7 protein-coding genes are annotated in these 19,156 nt (G+C 45.7%); 6 read left to right on the forward strand and 1 reads right to left on the reverse strand.

Annotation, left to right across the window (positions count from 1 at the left end; genetic code table 11):
- The first annotated feature begins 138 nt into the window (after positions 1-138).
- The 6 genes from MHI37_RS06665 to MHI37_RS06690 all read left to right on the forward strand — a co-directional run bounded on the left by MHI37_RS06665 (position 139) and on the right by MHI37_RS06690 (position 18,287).
- Positions 139-1,113 carry an ABC transporter permease subunit gene (locus MHI37_RS06665; protein WP_083675999.1) on the forward strand — a complete coding sequence of 325 codons (975 nt, stop codon included), beginning with the start codon at positions 139-141 and terminating at the stop codon, positions 1,111-1,113.
- A 28-nt stretch (positions 1,114-1,141) separates the two neighbouring features.
- A complete protein-coding gene (locus MHI37_RS06670) occupies positions 1,142-2,011 on the forward strand; it encodes a carbohydrate ABC transporter permease (RefSeq protein ID WP_076334517.1) in 870 nt (289 codons plus the stop codon).
- 85 nt (positions 2,012-2,096) lie between these two features.
- Entirely contained in the window at positions 2,097-3,710 is a 1,614-nt protein-coding gene (locus tag MHI37_RS06675; protein ID WP_076334516.1) for an extracellular solute-binding protein, read from the forward strand.
- A gap of 274 nt (positions 3,711-3,984) precedes the next feature.
- A complete protein-coding gene (locus MHI37_RS06680) occupies positions 3,985-9,732 on the forward strand; it encodes a carbohydrate-binding protein (RefSeq protein WP_076334515.1) in 5,748 nt (1,915 codons plus the stop codon).
- A 229-nt stretch (positions 9,733-9,961) separates the two neighbouring features.
- Entirely contained in the window at positions 9,962-17,197 is a 7,236-nt protein-coding gene (locus MHI37_RS06685) for a putative Ig domain-containing protein (protein WP_076334514.1), read from the forward strand.
- Between the two features lie 94 nt (positions 17,198-17,291).
- Positions 17,292-18,287, forward strand: a complete 996-nt coding sequence (locus MHI37_RS06690; protein ID WP_076334513.1) for an S-layer homology domain-containing protein — start codon at positions 17,292-17,294, stop codon at positions 18,285-18,287.
- Between the two features lie 155 nt (positions 18,288-18,442).
- On the opposite strand, the gene MHI37_RS06695 is transcribed toward MHI37_RS06690, so the two are convergent.
- Positions 18,443-18,973: a superoxide dismutase family protein gene (locus MHI37_RS06695; protein WP_076334512.1), complete on the reverse strand. Its 531-nt coding sequence runs from the start codon at positions 18,971-18,973 to the stop codon at positions 18,443-18,445.
- Positions 18,974-19,156: the final 183 nt, after the last annotated feature.

The raw sequence follows: 19,156 nt of genomic DNA on the forward strand, positions 1-19,156 counted from the left end.
AGGATTTTGAAGAAAACATAGTTATTCAAATGAATTTACAATAGAAAAAGCGCTTTCATCATCGTAAGGTTGGTATATCGAAACGAATGACAAGCAGCGCTGTACGAACATCGTTATTACAGAAAGGAGCAAGCATGCATGAACCCTGCAAACGCCTCAAAGCTGAAATCAATGAATGGGGGCGAAATTCAAAGGAGCTCCAAGCTGAAGGAAACTTGGAAGCAATATAAGAGGAGTAAATACTTATTTTTGCTTCTGGCTCCCGTATTACTCTGGTATGTGATCTTTCATTATGGACCTTTATACGGCGTACAGCTGGCATTCAAAGACTTTAATATTCGTCAAGGGATATGGAATAGTCCATGGGTAGGCTTGACGCATTTCAAGTTTTTGTTTTTTCAATCGCCTGACTTCCTAAGAATCATGAAGAACACGATCATTATCAGCCTGTACCATATTGTGTTCGGTTTTCCAGCCCCAATTATATTGGCGCTATTGTTTAATGAAATTCGTTTGGCAAGGTTTAAGAAGCTCGCCCAAACGATTACGTATTTGCCGCATTTCTTTTCCTGGGTCATTTTGTCCGGCATCTTGGTTACGCTGCTGTCGCCATCAGTCGGCATCGTTAATTATTTAATCGAGCTGGTGGGTCTTGACCCGATTTATTTCTTGGGTGATAAAGCTTACTTCCGTTTCACCCTTATCTTGTCCGGCATTTGGAAAGAGGTAGGCTGGGGAATGATCATTTATTTGGCTGCGCTAGCGGGAATCGATCCTACCTTATACGAGGCAGCAACCGTAGACGGCGCAAACCGTTGGAAACAGATGCTTCATGTAACACTTCCTTCGATCCTGCCGGTTATTACCATCTTATTGATTTTGCGCATGGGAGGTATTCTCGATGCAGGCTTTGATCAGGTGCTGAACTTGTATCATCCTGCCGTTTACGAGGTCGGGGATATATTAGACACCTACGTGTATCGGGTCGGCTTGCAAAATTTCCAACTGAGCATGACGACGGCTGTGGGGTTATTCAAAAATGTCATTGCGCTTGGTTTAGTTCTTATGACCAATTATATTGTTAAAAAACTGGGCCAGGAAGGTATCTTCTGATGAAGCTATGGAAAGGAGTGTGCTTGAGATGAAAATGAGTTCGGGCGACAAAATATTTCAGTTTTTTCTTATTCTATTTATATCCTTATTATGCGTGTCGATGATCTATCCCTTTATTCATGTATTATCGATATCGTTCAGTACGCCTGTCGAAGCACGTCGCTTAGGTGTTCACATCTATCCGCTGGAAACCTCCCTTTATGCTTGGCAGAGAGTGCTGGGAAACTCGAATATATGGATCGGACTCGGAAATTCGGTTTTTCGGACGATAGTCGGCACGCTGTTATCGCTTGTGTTCATGTCGATGGTCGCTTATCCGCTGTCACGTAAATATTTGCCGCATCGCAGCTTCTATACGATGTTTATCGTCTTTACGATGTTTTTCAGTGGCGGCTTGATTCCAACCTACTTGTTGATCAAATGGCTTGGCTTGATCGATTCACGCTGGGTTTACATTATTCCGGGTCTTATTAGTACCTTCTCTATGCTGATCCTGCGGAACTTCTTTATGAGCATTCCGGATGAGATTGAGGATTCGGCCAAAATCGATGGAGCAAACGATATGCGTATTTTATTTGGCATCGTTATCCCATTGTCGAAGCCAATCTTGGCTACGCTTGCTTTGTGGGGGGCTGTTGGTCACTGGAACGCATGGTTCGATGCAGTACTGTACATGCAGGATAATTCGAAGCTGGTGCTGCAAACCTTCCTGCGAAGATTGGTCATTACCGGCGAGGAATTGCAGATGATTGCCAACCCCGGGAAGTCGGAAATCGGCTATGGGGAGCCCATTAAAGCAGCAACCATTATGTTCACTGCGTTTCCGATTCTAGTATTCTATCCTTTCTTGCAAAAATATTTTGTTAAAGGCATTATGGTAGGCTCGCTCAAAGGCTAAGAAATCGTAAGCTTGGTTTATTCAGAGGCTCTTGCAGCTTTCTGTTTGAATAAATATGATGGAATAGAAAAAGGGAGGATTTACAGTGAAAAACAGAAAGAAAATGTTAACGACAGCATCAAGCATCTTGTTGTCCATGTCGCTGCTGGTTGTAGGATGCAGCGGGAACAATGGCAATAACGTAAAGACTGAAAATAGTGGAAAGAACGTAAGCACGAATGCTCCGGAGGTCAAAGCATCGGATGATCCGATGGGGAAAACGATTGAAATTACGATAGCAAATACATTTGATCCACCGAAAGCGGATAACAATTTTGTACAGAAGTACTTGGAGGAAAAGTTCAACGTCAAAATCAAAAACGTGAAATTTGAACGCGCGACTTGGAAAGAGCAAATCAACGTATTGCTTGCTTCCGGTGATATTCCTGACATTTTACCAGGTGACGCAGTAGATACGGATATGGTGCAATGGGCTAAACAAGGGATTATCGCAAGTATTTCTGAGGATGATATTAGAAAATATATGCCTAATTACGTGGCTGATTTCGAATCCGTTGCTCCAAATGCATGGGTAGTCGGCAAAATTGACGGAAAGAACTGGGGAGTTCCGCGTGTTTGGGGGAATGGCGCAACAGGCTTTCTACCAGCGTATAATGGGGACTGGCTCACAGCGATCGGTTATACAGAGCCGCCAAAAAACCTGGAAGAGCTTGAGGATGTACTGACGAAATTCACTTTCGAGGATCCGGACAAAAACGGCAAAAAAGATACTTACGGCATGACAGGCAGAGCCAAGGATGCAACGAACCAAATGTTCAACTCTGTGTTCTCCGCTTTCGGCATTAATCCCTATCAATATGCGGTTGCTCAAGACGGAACTCTCGCTTATTCCGGTCTATCGGAGCAGACTCGTCAAGGGTTGAAGCTGCTTAACAGCTGGTACAAAAAAGGCATTATCGATCCAGAATTCATTACGGATGACAACGGTAAGATTCAAGAGAAATTCGTAAGCGGACGTACGGGCATGCTGGATACGGGCATGTGGCATCACCTGTATGATGATGGTTACTTTGGCCTCATTTCAATTGAACAAAACCGGAAGCTCGTTGTAGGAACTCCAATCATCGGAGCGAGCGGAGAAGGCTACTCGATGTCGAACGGGGCGCTGCAAGCGCCGATGCTGTTCGGTGCTCAGCTCGAGGAGGATGAAGAAAAAAGAACTCGTATTTTGCAAATGCTAGAGTTTATGGCCACGAATGAAGAAGGCTATCTAATAACAGCATTTGGTGAAGAAGGGGTTTCCTACACCTTTAACGGTGATGTGGCCGTGTGGACAGATAAGTACAGCAATGCAGATGTCAGAGCTGAACTGGGCATAGGCGGCTTCTATAATGCGCTTAACGGCCGCGTTGTTGCAATGGATAAATTTACTCTTTCGCCTGAGAAGATGGCATTCCGCGATAAGTATACGAAGGGAATTAAGGTTATCACTGATGCACTGGGACCTGCCGTATTGGAAGCGAAGCCGAAGTATGATGAAATTTTGCGTTCGATGCAGGATCAATTCTTCATTAAAGCGATCAGCGGCGAGGTGGATACGGACAAAGGTTTTGATGACTTTAAAGCACAGTGGCTGAAATCCGGTGGCCAAGAGGTACAAGACGAGGTTAATAAGGTATATAAGGAGCGCAACCTGTAACAAGTAAATAAAAAATAATCTTAGTTAAATGGTCGCCCTGCCTGGAGAGATATACCAGGCAGGGCGATCATTTTTGTCATATAGGAGAGTAACTCCCATCTCCTATGCGGAGAACCCAATCGAAGTTTTATTTTGAGCCGAAAATGAAAAATAGAAGAAGAAAATGAATAAATCTGCAATATATAAAGCGTTTTCAACGTGCTAGTGTTGATTTTAGGCAATACATTTATTTCAAAAGAGTCATGCCAATCTGATTTTTTAAAGGAGAAAAAATATGAAACGTTTTAGGACCGGAAAAATGAGAATGCTGTACATGATTATGTTAAGCCTATTTATACTCGTATCCTCTATTCCTTCAATCACTATTTTTGCACAAGAAAGTATAGCCGGAAACGATGCGTCCAGTCATGAGATTGATACGATCATCACTGATTTTAAGCCGCAAGCGGTACCTGTCGTCAGTGAAGAAGGCTTTACGCATCCAGGTATTTATGTAACGGCAGAAAATCTGAATGTCATGCAAGAGATGGTCCGTGAAGGATACGAGCCATGGGCAAGCGCCTTTGAGCAGTTTAGAAGAGACTCACGCGCACAAAAGGATTATAAGCTGCAAAATGAAGATGGGAACGGCAACCCCTATATCGATTTTCTGCCGCCAGGCACAGGCTCGAAGCCTGTTCGTTTTGACGCTGATGCTGCATATGCACAAACGATTATGTGGTATGTAACAGGAGACAGTGCCTATAGAGACAATGCGATAAAAATTATTCGTGCTTGGTACACTTCCCTAAGACAAGTGACCGAAGCAGAAGGATATGATTGGAGCGCGGATGTACTGTCAGCGGGCATGTCCACGAACAAGTTCAGCTTTGCTGCTGAAATATTGCGATACACGCCAGGCTCAGGCTGGACTGAGGAGGATACAGTAGGGTTTACACAGTATCTGGATTATTTATGGCCGATGTACAACCGTGATGAGCAGTTTATGAACCAAGGCAGCGTTGCGCTTATGGGCTTCATGTCAAGCGCTGTATTCCGTGACGATGCTGATGATTATGCGAAGGCAATCGACCGTGCGACGGTTAACTCTGCCAGCCAAAACTCAGCACGCGGTTTTAGCATAGAAGATCAAATGCGCATGGTCACTTATAATGCGGCAACCGGCGAAGCGGTTGAGCCACATGTACAGCTCGTTGAGATGGGCCGCGATCAGCCGCATGCGGAGGGCGATGTTGCTGGATTGTCAAACGCAGCACAAATCGCGTATGCACAAGGAACCTTAGTGAACGAAAATGGTGAAATTGCCGAGGATGGTACTACTTTATTCGAATTTTTAGACAAGCGAATCATGAAGGCGACCAATCAGTACAGCAAATACAACTTGGGCTATGCTATCGACTGGACGCCTGTATATGCAGGCTGGACCAATTGGGAAGATCCGGTTAATGCGAGTGGTGATATTTATAACGTAGTTGCGACAAATGGTCGCTATCGCTTAGGCCTGGAGAGTGTCGTTTATTATCACTACAAATATAAGCTGGGCGTTAATGAGAATGATCCTGACTTTAAATATATTAAGCAGGCTAAAGAGCTATATGGCCTTGAAATATCAGGACAGGACAATATTGCGAATTCAGATTTATTGCTTGCTCCCATTGAAGCAAAAACGGGTGAGCCTTTAGGAGCTCCCAGACCTATTATAGAAGCGGGTTATCTAGATAATATAGCTGGATTCGACCGTTTCCAAGCATCTGAATTTGACGGGAAATCCGGTCAGGGTATTTTGGAGGATTATAGGGATGAATATGGGCTGCGCCAAATAACTAGCGGCTTTAAGAAAAATGAGTACATGTGGTACAAAGATTTCGATTTTGGAAATGAACCGGTAAATTCGATCATCCTGAACTCAGGATCTAACTCAGAAGCAGGATCTCATGTTCAGATGATTCTGCTTGACCAAGTAGAAGGCATTGATTATACGAATGTGACTGCCGCTGATTTGGCTAAAGGTGAAATTGTAGCAGATTTCTACTCTGGAGCAACTGGTTGGTGGACGACCCTTTCGTCCAAGTCCGAAAAGCTGTTGAAAGAACTAAGCGGCACACATTCGTTTGCCCTCCTTATGTTAGGCTCGACCAATGTATATGGCTTGCAAACCAATATGGATTGGATAAGCTTTGCGCGTTCCTATGCACATGAAACAAATGAGGCGGAAGCTGCGGATGAGTTTGTCAATGGCGCAACCAGAAGCTCAGCCAAAGCAATCATGCCAAACGGATCAGCCATTTCTTACAAAATGATGGATTTTGATTATGGGACGGCGGCACTGGAGGCAAATTTATCAACAACAGGCGCGGGTGTGCTTGAGGTTAGAAAAGACGCCATCGATGGGCCGTTGGCAGCCTCGTATAGTCTTCCAAATACGAATGGAGTTTCTAGAAAAGTACAGCTTGCGGCGACGGAATCAGACGATATCATTAAGCTGCTAGGGAAAAACGATGTTTATCTTGTCTACAAAGGAGAAGGTGCTTTAGAGCTCGATACGTATCGGAATTTTAGATTAGTTCAATCGGCTGTCTTTCCGAAAATCCAATCAGAAAGCTACACTACGCTAAGAGAAGGGCTTGCCGCAAAAGAAGCAGAAGGCAGCATTTCTTTTGTTCGCACAGCTGCAGGGAATCAGCCTGTTGCTTTAGTTTATTTTAACAACAGCTTTGGAGAAGGCATTGATACTTTCAGTATTAGGCTTAGAAGCAATGGTATAGCAACGATTGAAATTGCCAATGAAACTGGAAATAATGATGGGATTGTGTTTAAGCCGTACGCAAAATTGCTTATTCCAAACACAGAAGGTGAATGGACGACGGTTGCTTATGATATGAGCGAATCACAAGCTAACCCTACAGGCACACAGGTTATTTATGTGACGGTTAACGGAGCGCAAGTAGATCTGGATTATATGCAATTTAATGCTGACAATCATGCTCCTGTTATTCAGAATCCAAGCTTTGAAAGCGGGATTTTATCTTTGCCACCGGACAGCGAGGGCGTGGTTACTGATTATCTTATTGCAGGAAATGAATATCGGAGCACTTATTCTGCATTAGACAAAGAGAATGACCATATTGAGTTCCAAGTGCAAAATTTACCGGCAGGCGCTGAATTCAACCAAGAGAGCAATACGCTATCCTGGACGCCGCAAGCCGAAGAAGCGAACAAAGGACAATCTATTTACATTATTGCAAATGACGGTGAAGCCACTTCGGTCGTTAAGAGAAAACTTTATGTATTCGAGGATGCGGATGCAGTCATTTCCAAAATAACAGAGGGCTATGATCCGGCTGTAAAATATGCGAATCGTACGCTGAAGCCATATCAGATGGCGCTCACGCTAGTAAATAGTATAAAGGGAGACTTGGATGAAAGCTTCTATGAAGCATTGGCTATTTTGAAGGAAAAGGTAGATCTTCTTTGGTCGCTCGATGCTATTCAAAGAGAAAACGGCACTCTTAATATAGTAGGCTTTACCGATATTGTGACCTCTGACGGTAAGGAAGGGAAATCAACATTTGCTATCGCTGAAGATAACGATCTGAATACCTCGCCTGATATGCGTCTTAATGGCACGGGTGCAGGCTGGATGGTGCTGGATTTCAAGGAGGGCTACGGGGTTCGCTTGAGTAAGGTGGATCTGGCGGCGAGAACAGGCTTCGCGGGACGGATAAATGGGGCTCGAATCGAGGGATCTAATGACTTGGTCACTTGGAAGCAGCTAACAACGGCAGCGGCTAACACCGAGGCATGGCAAAGCTTCCCGGTAACGGATCAGGAGACATACCGTTATCTTCGAATGAGCAATCCCGGAAACAGCTGGTATGGCAATATTGGCGAGATTAGGTTTTATGGCATTTATGATGAAATCATTGTTCTGGATGAAATTAAACAGGTTTCCATTTCATCTAATCATTCGAATTCCACTATTGCTGCTCTTGGCGATACGGTAACCTTGTCCTTTGTTTCTAACGAGGTCATTGAAGGGGTAACGGCTACAGTTAACGGCAATGTGATCCATGCCGAATCGGCAGACGGCTTGAACTGGCAGGCACATTATGTGGTTGGAGAGGTCTATATGAAAGGAAAGATCAATTTTTCAATTGCTTATAAAAACGGCAAGCCAGTTACGCAAACAACAGATGCATCCGCGGTTACCCTTATCGAAGAAAACGGACTCATCAAGGACGTTGTGAGCAAAGCAGTGTTTATCGACTCAACGCCTAACCGAACGCAGGAAGCGTCTGCCTCACAAGTTCAGGCCTTGTTTGATAATGATCCACTGAATACGTCAGATTTCCGGGGAAATAACGGCAGCGGCGGTACTAACGGCGCGGGCTGGATCGTATTCGACTTTAAAGCAGGCTTTGGCGTGAAGCTGAATATGATTAAGCTGCTTGCGCGGCAGGATCAGCTCGTCCGTGCGAATGGTGTTATTTTCCAAGGATCGAATGACAATTTGACTTGGACAAACTTAACAGCAGGCGCGCAAAGCATGGCAAGCTGGCAAAGCTTTGCTGTGACGGATTCCACGACCTATCGTTATTTGAAGCTGAGCAATCCTTCAAACGGTTCTTGGTTTGGCAATCTCGGTGAAGTAAAACTATACGGTCAGGTAATTGATCGCAAAGCCGCCTTAACGCAAAAGCTGGCAGAAGCGAAGGCTTTGAACGAAGCGGCCTATACAGCCGAGAGCTGGGCTGCCCTTGCAGCGGCAGTTGCTCAAGCCGAAGCTGTACATCAAGAGGCTGATCCAGCGGATCTCGTTATTCAAGCTGCAGCAGCGGTGATCGGAACGGCTATTGCCGGATTAGCGATTGTCGAGGAACCTGCGGCTCCAGCAGCAGTAACGTTAACTGGAACGGAGCAAGCACTTACAGGAGAGGAAATTGAACTGACGGCTGCTCTATCAGGCAGTGTGGATGCTTTTACGGTCATGGATGCCATTGTTCATTATGATCCAGCCAAGCTGACTTTTGTAACTGAAAGCTGGGAGGATGGAGAGGTTGCGCTAGCGGATGAAGCAATCATCTCGCATAGAGACGGCTTACAGGTGATTGGCACAAGAGTGAAGCAGGCTGAAGGGCAAATACGGATTATTATGGCAGCGGCAGGGGAGCAGTACGCGGTGGACGAGGCAGGAGCTTTGTTTACGCTGAAGGGGAAAATAAAGGCAGATGCTGAAGCGGGCATCATGACGGTTTCTTTAACCGATTTCACAGTCTCCATTAACGAAAATGCTAGTGTCTTGGATACGTTGGGCGCTTCTCTGACCATAGAGGTGAGAGTGGCGGACAAGGCGCAGCTCATCGCCATCATTGTTCAAGCCAAGCAGCTGTATCAAGCTGCAGTGGTAGGCACAGCAGCAGGTCAATATTCACAGACGGTAAAAGACGCCTTCGAGGAAGCGATCGAAGCAGCGGAAGCGGTAAGCGCGGATTCGGGAGCAAATGAGACAGAGGTGAGCGAAGCCGCCGCCGCACTCAGCTCGGCGATCAGCGTATTTACAAGGGCAGTGAATCCGACCGTACCGGTTGATCCAGCTAATAAAACAGCATTAATTGCTGCGATTAATGCAGCACAGGCTAAGTATGATCGTGCAGTTGAAGGAGAAAAGGTGGGCCATTACGAGATAGGCTCCAAAGCGGTGCTGCAGACTGCGATTAGCGCTGCTGCCGTGATCCGAAATCATCCATCCTCCACGCAAAGTGAAGTGGATTTGGCAGTGACTGCCTTGAATCAAGCTGTAGAGAGCTATGCTAAAAAGATCGTTTCACTAGTAGAGGGAGCCGTGCAAATTACGATTCGTGATTTGTCGGTCATCGCGCAGTACTTCGGGACAACGAGCCAGAATACAGCGGACTGGAGCAAGGTGAGCAAGGCTGATATTTACGGTGAAGATCAAATTACGATACGTTCGCTTGCAGCGGTCGCTCGTATGATTTTGTCGGATTGGATGATTGAGGAATAGATATTTCCTTCCATGAATCACAACTTATTCTGAATAGAACCAGAACGCAGCCTAGCTCTTATTAAGCGCTAGGCCGCGTTTTTTTAATCCTTCTTTCTATGTTTGATCTCGTTTCTGCAAATTGAAAAAATTAGAATCAAAATGAATGATATTACAATATTTTAAGCGTTTTCATTATGGTAAGGTTTACATTACAAATAAATGTACACTTAGGAGGATGTTCTCAAAAATGAACAGTATGTCATTGGAAACGAATCAGAAAAGCAATCGATCGGCACTGGTTAAGAAGCTAACAGCTGGTATTCTGGCAGCCGTATTATTCATCTCGCTCTTAATACCGATGCCAGGTCAAAGCACCTATGTGGAGGCAGCAGATGGGAATCTATCTGCAAATTATATGGATAAGCTTATATTCGGCAATCCAGCATCTGAGAATGAGCATGTGTTCAAAGGGGCTTCAACCGTCGTTATTACAGGCGGCTTAGGAGCAAAAGCGAGAGTATCCAAGCCGCTGACTCCTGTCGAGGCGCAGGGCGGGGATCTCATTTTCAAGATGAAGGTTGATCCGCATGAGCAGAACTATTTTACGCTAAAGTTCTGGGGCGATGATTCTTCTAGTTATACCAGCACAGTAAATATTAACGGCGAGCAAGTTGGATATTACCGCAAAGGCGACTACCAAGCTATTAATATGGGTAATTCCAAAGCATTGCCTGGAAGGTTTTTTTATAACACCGTTATGCTTCCGATAGAGTCGACAAATGGACTTGATACGGTTGAGATTACGATTAAGACGCTTAATATTTTCGGTAAAATGGAAGCGGATTCAAGAGGGTATTACAACGCTTATACTCACACGCAGCCAAGCTTGAACGTGTCGAGCGAAGTACAGGGCGAAGAACCAGCGGGTGATCCGGCTGCTATTTTGGCATCGGAACCGACGGAAGTGGAGAAGCAGGCGCTGCTTGCTGGATACACACAGGGGCAAATCAATCAATTTAATGGGTTTTCATCTAAGGTTGATGCAAGCTCAAACGCAAAATTATCCATTGTTCGTTATCAGGATGAGCTGCGGTTTTATGCAAATGCTTTGAGCTATGACTGGTCGCTGGCAAATTCGCCTGAGCTGAAGCAGGCAGCGATCAAACGAATATTTAAAGTAATAGACAACCATGTAAAGGATTATTATGGCGATACGAGACTAGTGCTGCGTGGCGGCCACCAAGGAGACTGGGGAGGCTACTACGGCGCGCTTGGTGAAGCTTTATACATTGTCGAAAATTTAATTAAAGACGATGGCATTTACGGAGAACAAGTCTTTAATGATTTTCTTGACGAAGCGTTCGTCACGGGAACGGTTGAAGGACCATACTCTCTGGCGGGAGTCGATTGGGCTGGCGGGGAGCTGACGCGCCGGGAAGCGTGGGAGAGAGTGCTGAAGGCGAATTTTGATTTTGCCCGTTCACGTCTATCCAATATCTACAATCAGATCCTTTACACCTATGAGGGAGCATGGGAGGCACATGAGGGCTTGCGCTTAATTAATTCCTCCTATTACGAAGGGAAACAAAGAAGCCGTGAAATATTACTTGAAGCGCTTGGGGCAAGGCCGTTTCTAGGTGAAGAGGTGCTTGTAGGCCCGAATGGAGAGGAGCTGGATGTCTACCATTCGTTGTTCTACCATGATGCTACTGCTCAGTTTACGGATGATTACGTATATATTATCGGTAAGGGATTAGCAAAAAGCAAGCTGGACGACAACGGAAATGTCGTTAGGAGATTACCGTTTGGTGAGTTTTTCACGGGTATAACGGATGCCGGTTTAACTAGAGAAAATAATTACGTAGGAAACTACGGCGAGGCTGCCAACTATTTACCGGAGTATGTGTATAAAACCGCTAACCATGAAGGTGACGAGCAATTAAACGATGAAATATTGAAGCTCGCTCTAAAAAATATTTATGCCCGCGGATTTACCCGCTATACAGAGCTTGATGATAATGGGAAACGTATTATGAGAATGGAGCAGGTCATTGATGAACGGAATCCGGGGCTGCAGGGCGTATATGCTTATGCTACTAGGGTTTCGGAAGGAAGAGCGCTTCTATTCGCTTCATTAGAGAAATATATGATCCAAAACGAGGCTAATTATAGCGGGCCAGAGTGGGAAGCGGCATGGAAACATGCGAGTGCAGCTGTTGGCTTCGTGCAGCAGCAAATTGCGGATCATCAATTTTTTCAGTATTTTGGAAACCTAAGCTATAAGGTGGATTATCAGGTAGAGGATACGTATCGATACATTACGGAAGAGCGGAGCAATTACGACCGTTTTGATTCCGTTTCAGCAGGAGTTGTCCATCCTTTAACGGATTTTGATTACTATACGCAGGACGAGCTAGCTTCGCTAGAAGTTGAAGCAGCTGATTACGAGCAATTGGCTTGGGTAGACGTCGATGCTATGTTCGTTGCCTTAAGAGATGGAGACACTACGATTTTCGGTGCTTTGAACGAGCTAAACCGCGGATTCGTTGGAAATGGCCGACTCCATGTGCTTAATGGGAATTATGATCATATCGTGCAAATTGCAACGAATGCTAAATTCCAATACGAGGATTATTATCTTCGGATGGATAATGTCGATGTTGATTATATGTCTGATCAAGCGGCAAACGCGAGCGGGTTTCCGCAAGCATTAGCAGGCGAAATCGCCCCTATTACGTATCAACCGGGTGTTGGAGAGGTCATTCGTGACAACTTTGAAGTAGACCATGCCTATGCCGGTTATCCTGATTTGTTAACGGCAAGGTATGGCCAATACTTTATGATATTTAATTCGACTCGGGATGAATATGGTAATAAACAAACCTTTGAGGTGGAAATTCCGGCGGATTACACCGGAGCTGAGGTTCTAGATCTAGTAACCGGCCAAAACATTCCAGTCGTTAACGGCCAGGTTTCTGTATCTCCTATGTCTGCACTAGTATTGAAGCTTACATCGGATATCGAAATCGGTCGGAAGCCGTTTCATGTTGATTTCTCCAAAGCATTGGCAGGCAACAATTATGCAGTCGTGACTTGGAAAAGAACATCCGGTGCTGAATCGTACACGATTAAACGTTCAGAAACGGAAAATGGAGTTTATTCGATTATTGCGGAAGATGTGCAGGGCAGCTCCTACAAGGACGAGACGGCAATTAACGGAAAAACCTATTATTATATCGTTACTGCGGTAAATAAGAATGGTCCGGGCTGGGATTCCTATCGTGCGGAGGTCGTCATGAACTTGCCAATAACCGCTCAAACAGCAACAAAATGGCGCGATGACCGCATTGGTGATGTGACGGCAGGAATGGCTTCTATAGCGGAAAACGAGATTTCGATAGAAGGAGCAGACGGCGAGGGCTTTGGCACCGGTGATGATTATATCATTGAGCGCCGCGACATCAATGATTCGCTTCATTACGTGAATCAAGCAATTGCCGGCAGCGTATCCTTAACAGCTAAAGTAAATAGCTACAGTGGGGCATTCAGCGGCATTATGCTGCGTGACAGCCTTGATTCCAATACCCGCTATATTTATTTCGGAGCGGATGAGGACGGCATTCTAACGCTGCAAAACAGAACAAGAGACAGCCGCCACCAATGGTCCAATCTAACGGCGAGCCCATATAGTGCCGGCTCATTAGGCTTAACAGCGGACGATTATCCTTACTTAAGGCTCGTGCGCGATGCCGATTCACATCTTATTACCGCCTTCGTTTCGAAGGATGGGGAAGACTGGACCTTCGTTCGTCAACTATTCACGCCGTTTGCACATGCTTTATTCGCAGGTGTGGCTGCTGCGGAGCAAGCATCCTTTAGCGATGTATCGGTCGTTGAGACGGAGCGAGGCGTCATAGCGCCTTATATCGTAAAGGCAAAGGATAATGTAGCTCTTTACTGGAATAAACCGAAGCAGGCAGCTTCCTTTGAATTGTATCGGACTAACGATGCTGCTGCAGGCGCGACTGATCCTGTATTTATCGGGACAACCTCGGAGCTCGCAGGAGGATCGCCTTGGACAGCTGTTGTGAAGGGCAATACAAAAACGTTTTTCCAGGAAGCAAGCTTGAAATACGGCAATTTTTATTATAAGGTCAGAGCCGTATATGGTGATGGAACGTACGGTGCGTTCTCCGAGACGGTATCGGTTCAGGCGGATTCTATATTGACCGTCATGGCGGATGCAGAGAATCTTGCCTCTGAGGATTATACAAAGGCAAGCTACTATTTGTTCGTGCAGGAGCTTGATCGTATTAAAGGAGAAATGGCTAAACCGGAGTTCGATGAGGAGCAGCTTATTCTGGATATTTATCAGGCGCATACCCTGCTCGTATCCTATCGAACCTTGCTGACCAGAATACCGGTCGAGCAATCGATGGTGAAAGCTTCGACGCTTGGTTACGGCAATGACAATATATCGGCGGAGCAAAATGGCTGGTATTCATTTGATAGTACTCTCTCAACTTTTACAAATACGAGACTAGCAGAAAGCTGGATCACGCTTGATTTTGGAATGGGTAACGAGAAGACCGTAGATACCGTTCGTTTCCACGGAAGAACAGGCTATATTAGCCGTGTGAATGGCAGTATTGTTCAAGGCTCACAAGATGGAATCAACTGGACCGATCTTTATACGATGGCCGGTGCCGTCGATTATCAGTGGTATTCGGGCATTGTCTCAAGTCCCGTTGCCTACCAGTATATCCGTGTTTATGATAACCATGCCGGTTACTCCAATTATGCGGAAATTGAGCTGTTGGAAATGGGTATGGACCGAACATTGCTTACTTATTTGTTGAATGAAGCTGAGGCGGTTGAAGCCTCTATTTATACGGAAGAAAGCTTAGCTAATCTTGCACAGGAGGCTGCGTCTGCCAAGCTGATTTTCGATGCAGCAGATGCGCTTCAAGCAGCCGTGGATGATGCAGCTAATCGATTACAAACGGCTTTTGCGGAATTGAAATATTTGGAAGGCGTTCCGGTTCTCGCACCGATCGGCAATAAAACAATTACGGCTGAAGGTACGCTTTCATTTTTGGTAAGAGCGGAAAAAGCAGAGGAGAATCTGCAATTCAGCGTGCAAAACTTGCCGAGCGGTGCTGTGTTTAACGCCGAGACGCAATCATTCAGTTGGACGCCTGGCATTCATCAAGGTGGCGAGCATAACATTACGTTTACTCTCTCCAGCGGTGAGAAGCAATCTTCCCGCATCGTCAAGATTACAGTATTGGGAGGACCTATCATTACACAAGCTCCTTCGACAGAGCTTGTCTCTGGATCGGCATTCAGTCTGAAGCTGAACGCAACTGACCCGCTTGGAGAGAAGCTAAGTTATTCGGTCGAAGGATTGCCGGTGGGCGCTGTGTTTAATGCTGTAAATGGCGAGCTGTCATGGAAGCCTGAAAATAAAGATGTGGGAATTCATTCTGTTATTTTTCATGTAACCAATGGCAGGTTTACGGTTAGTCAAACCGTGCAGCTGAACGTAACGATTCCTTCAGTACTTTATACGAAGGGCAGCTATTATATATTCGATCAGGCATGGACTCCAATCGAGTCTGAACTGATGAAGCCAGGAGCTAGCAGAGAGCAGCTTGCGGGAGATATTGCAAGAGCAGTAGCACTATTGGTTCCAGTAAGCACACTCTCTGAGAAAATTGTTGTGACCTCTGATATGGTGACATCATCTTCTGTAAGCTATGACAACAAATTAACCGCAGCTTTGAACGGATGGCAAGCCTACGATGGAAACACAGCTACGTTTACGGATGCGAAGACGAATCCAGCTTGGATTAGCGTCGATTTCGGCGAAGGGCATGCCAAAGGCATTGCAGCCTTCCGCTTCTATCCTAGAAACACGAAAGCAGAACATATCGCACGTGTCAACGGATCAAGTCTGCAAGGCTCGAACAACGAGACAGACTGGATGAATTTGTATTCCATAAACGGCATTACCGAAGGCAAGTGGTACACGGTCGATACTACGGATGTATCTGCCTTCCGTTATATCCGCTATTACTCGCCAACGGGCAACGCGAACGTTGCAGAGCTGGAGCTGTTCAAAAAATTGCGGGACAACACACTGCTTGAGCTTCTGCTTGAAGAAGCAGAGGGCAAAGAAGCTGCAAGGTACACCGAAGAGAGCTACTCCAGACTGGTTGCAGCAATTGACGAAGCAATGGCGATTCTTTCAGATGCACCGCAAAGGCTGGTAGATGCGGCGGCAGCGAATTTGCAAGCTGCATTAGTTGGATTGACTACAATAACTCCTGTTCAGGAGACGCTAACTGCCGTACTGAACGGACAAGAGCAAGCGGTCATTCAGGAAGAAGTCGCGATGAGCATCGGAATTGCAGGATTGCTGCAAGGCTTTAACGCACTTGATTTAATTGTAAGCTATGATCCTTCCAGACTGGAGTTCGCAGTGCAATCGGATGAAGCAGGGGAGGCAGAAGATGTAGAAGTCTTCCTATCCGTAGACGATAATGTCATTGTACCGCTTCAAGAAGGATTGCAAGTCATTGGAACTAAGATTGTGCCGGAGCAGGGGAAGATTCGTATTATTATGGCCGTTGTTGATCCAAACGCCATTATGCAGGACGGAGATTTGTTCGAGCTGCGCGCGAGGGTGAGGGCGAGTGCTGAGCTTGGTGCGACAAACGTATCGTTAAGCGATTTTAACGTATCATTGAACGGTAATTTCAATACGGTCAATACAGAAGCTGCAACGCTGACTACAGTAATAAAATTAGCGGATAAAGCAGCATTAAATGAATCGATTGTTAGCGCTGGGCAGCTTTATGCAGCTTCCGTTGCAGGCTCGCAGCCAGGACAATATCCGAGCAGCGCCAAGGAAGCTCTAGCACTCGCAATTGGAGATGCGAAGGCTGTACAGTCCTATGCTGGAGCAAGCGAAGCTGAGGTGAGCGCGGCTGTTCATGCATTAAGCGAAGCCGTGCAAACGTTCAGAAATTCCGTCAATTCGGAAGTCAGTAATCCTGCGGACAAAATAGCATTAATTGCTGCGATTGCTGCCGCTCAAGCAAAGTATGATAAAGCGGTAGAGGGTGTCAAAGTCGGCCAATATGCTATCGGTTCGAAAGCAGCGCTGAAAATCGCAATTGATGCGGCGGTATTGGTTAAAAACAACTCGTCGGCGAGTCAGTCGCTAGTGAATCAGTCTGCTCAAACTTTAGATGCTGCTGTTCAAGCATTCTCTGCTAAGTTTATAGCTTTGGTAGAAGGTGCAGGCAAAATTACAATTCGCGACTTATCGTTTATCGCAAAGTACTTCGGTACCAAAGCGAACGACGCAAATTGGAATATGATCGAGAGAGCGGATATCTATGGTGACGAGATTATCAATATCCGAACTCTTGCTGCCGTCGCAAGAATGATTCTTGACGATTGGGCAACAGAGTAACATCACAATGAGCAAGGAAGGCAGAGCTGCCTTCCTTTGCTGCAATTATAACTAACTCTATTTAGCCTATTCAGATGCAGAAGGAGATCATGAAATGATGAACAAACGAATTCAAACGACAGCCCTGCTCTTGTTCTTATGCGTTATTTTACTGCTGCCTTCCACGGCTGCAGCAGCAGAAACCCCAGCAGCTCCTGTCTTTGCTATGGACGTTGAATATTCCGGCAAAGAGGCAACGGTTGCGATAACAGGAAAAGGACTTAAAGATGTTTATGCTTACCATATTTATTTGAATTTTGATCCGAAGAAGCTGAAGCTTAAGCAAGGAACTAGTGGATTTTCCGGATTTACTGTAGCGCCTATTATCAACGGCAGCGAAATACAAATGGCTCATACGAAGGTTGGGCCTGTTGCTGGTCTAGACGGTGATCTAATGCTTGCTACGCTGACCTTTGAAAGAGTTACAGCAGGCGCTGCGGAGCTTAAGCTCAATCGTATACAGCTGGTCGATTCTGCTCTGGATATGAAAACCTATGAGCCAAGCATCACTCATAAGCTGCAGCTCTTTAGCGATCTCGCGGGACATTGGGGCGAGTCTGCTATTTACAAGGCTTCTGCGCTAGGATTCGTTAACGGCTATACGGACGGAACCTTCCTTCCCAATCGCAGCGTTACGCGGGCGGAATTCGCTGTTATGCTCGCACGTGCCTTGCAGCTCCCACCGGAAAAGGAGTTTGCGTTTGCTGATGCAGCACTTATTCCGGACTGGGCTAGAGAATATGTGGCGGCTTCAGCGAAGAAAAAATGGATTACCGGGTATGAGGATCAAAAATTTTATGCAAATCGACTCATTACGCGAGAGGAAATGGCTGCTATGATCGTTCGTGCTGGAGGCTTTGACACGGCTGCTGAAGCTGTAACGTCCTTTACTGATGATAAGAGTATTTCGTCCTGGGCAAGGACCTATGTAGCGACGGCTCAACAAAAATCTATCATTCAAGGCGTCGGAAATGGACGGTTTAATCCTCAAGGCAAAGCGACACGTGCCGAGGCGGTTACCGTGATCCTGAAGCTTCTTGAAGAGAAATAGCGCAGCAAAGCTGCAGATAAAGATAGGTCGGTCTTCGATGTTGAGGCTGGCGATCCGATAAAAATGTTTTAATACGGAAAAGAAAGGCTGTTAAGCAGAAATCCTTCTGCTTAACAGCCTTTCTTTGAATCAACTCATTACTATTATTGACGAGGCTATTTAATAACGCCGCAAGCGATGCGATTGCCGGAGTTGCCAGAAGGATCGGTTACATAATCATCCTCTTTCTCATGAATGACAAGCGCCGTACCCTCTTCCTTTAGCAAAGAGTTTGCTTTGCCTTCAATAAGAGTAACATCCGTGCTTATGATGTCTACGCTTACCTTCCCATCGCTGCCCACTTCGATATTGGGTAGATCGCCGTTATGGTAGCCCTTGGGATTATTAAAACCATGCAGCTTGTTAAGCGGATTAAAATGAGCGCCGGCAGATGTGAAGTCAGGCGTATCGCATTTGCCAACCGCATGGAAGTGGACACCATGCTTGCCTGGAGGGAGCTGCTGCGCCTCAATGTGCAGATAGACCTTATCTGCCTTTTGCATAATCTGTGCGGCTCCTATATTTTTTCCTTCGCTATTGATGATCGGAATCAGCAATTGAGCAGGCCCAGGGCTTGATTCTGCCATAATGGAGCCATACAATGGAGTCAGAAACATCAAGCAGACTAGCATCACAATTTTATTCATCGTATCCCTCCAATATGGTTATCTAAATTCACTGCGTAATCAAACGGCAATAGCCATATGATGTTCTTATTTCCATATTTTATACTTCGTGTGTAAATTAGAACTGGAGGGAAAATCTTAATTAGCTGCGTTTCTTGCCGCCTTCTGTATGCTTTGAACGCCCATCACGACTGCAATAAGCTC

Origin of the sequence: Paenibacillus sp. FSL H8-0548 (assembly GCF_038630985.1) — a bacterium.
Classification (GTDB): domain Bacteria; phylum Bacillota; class Bacilli; order Paenibacillales; family Paenibacillaceae; genus Pristimantibacillus.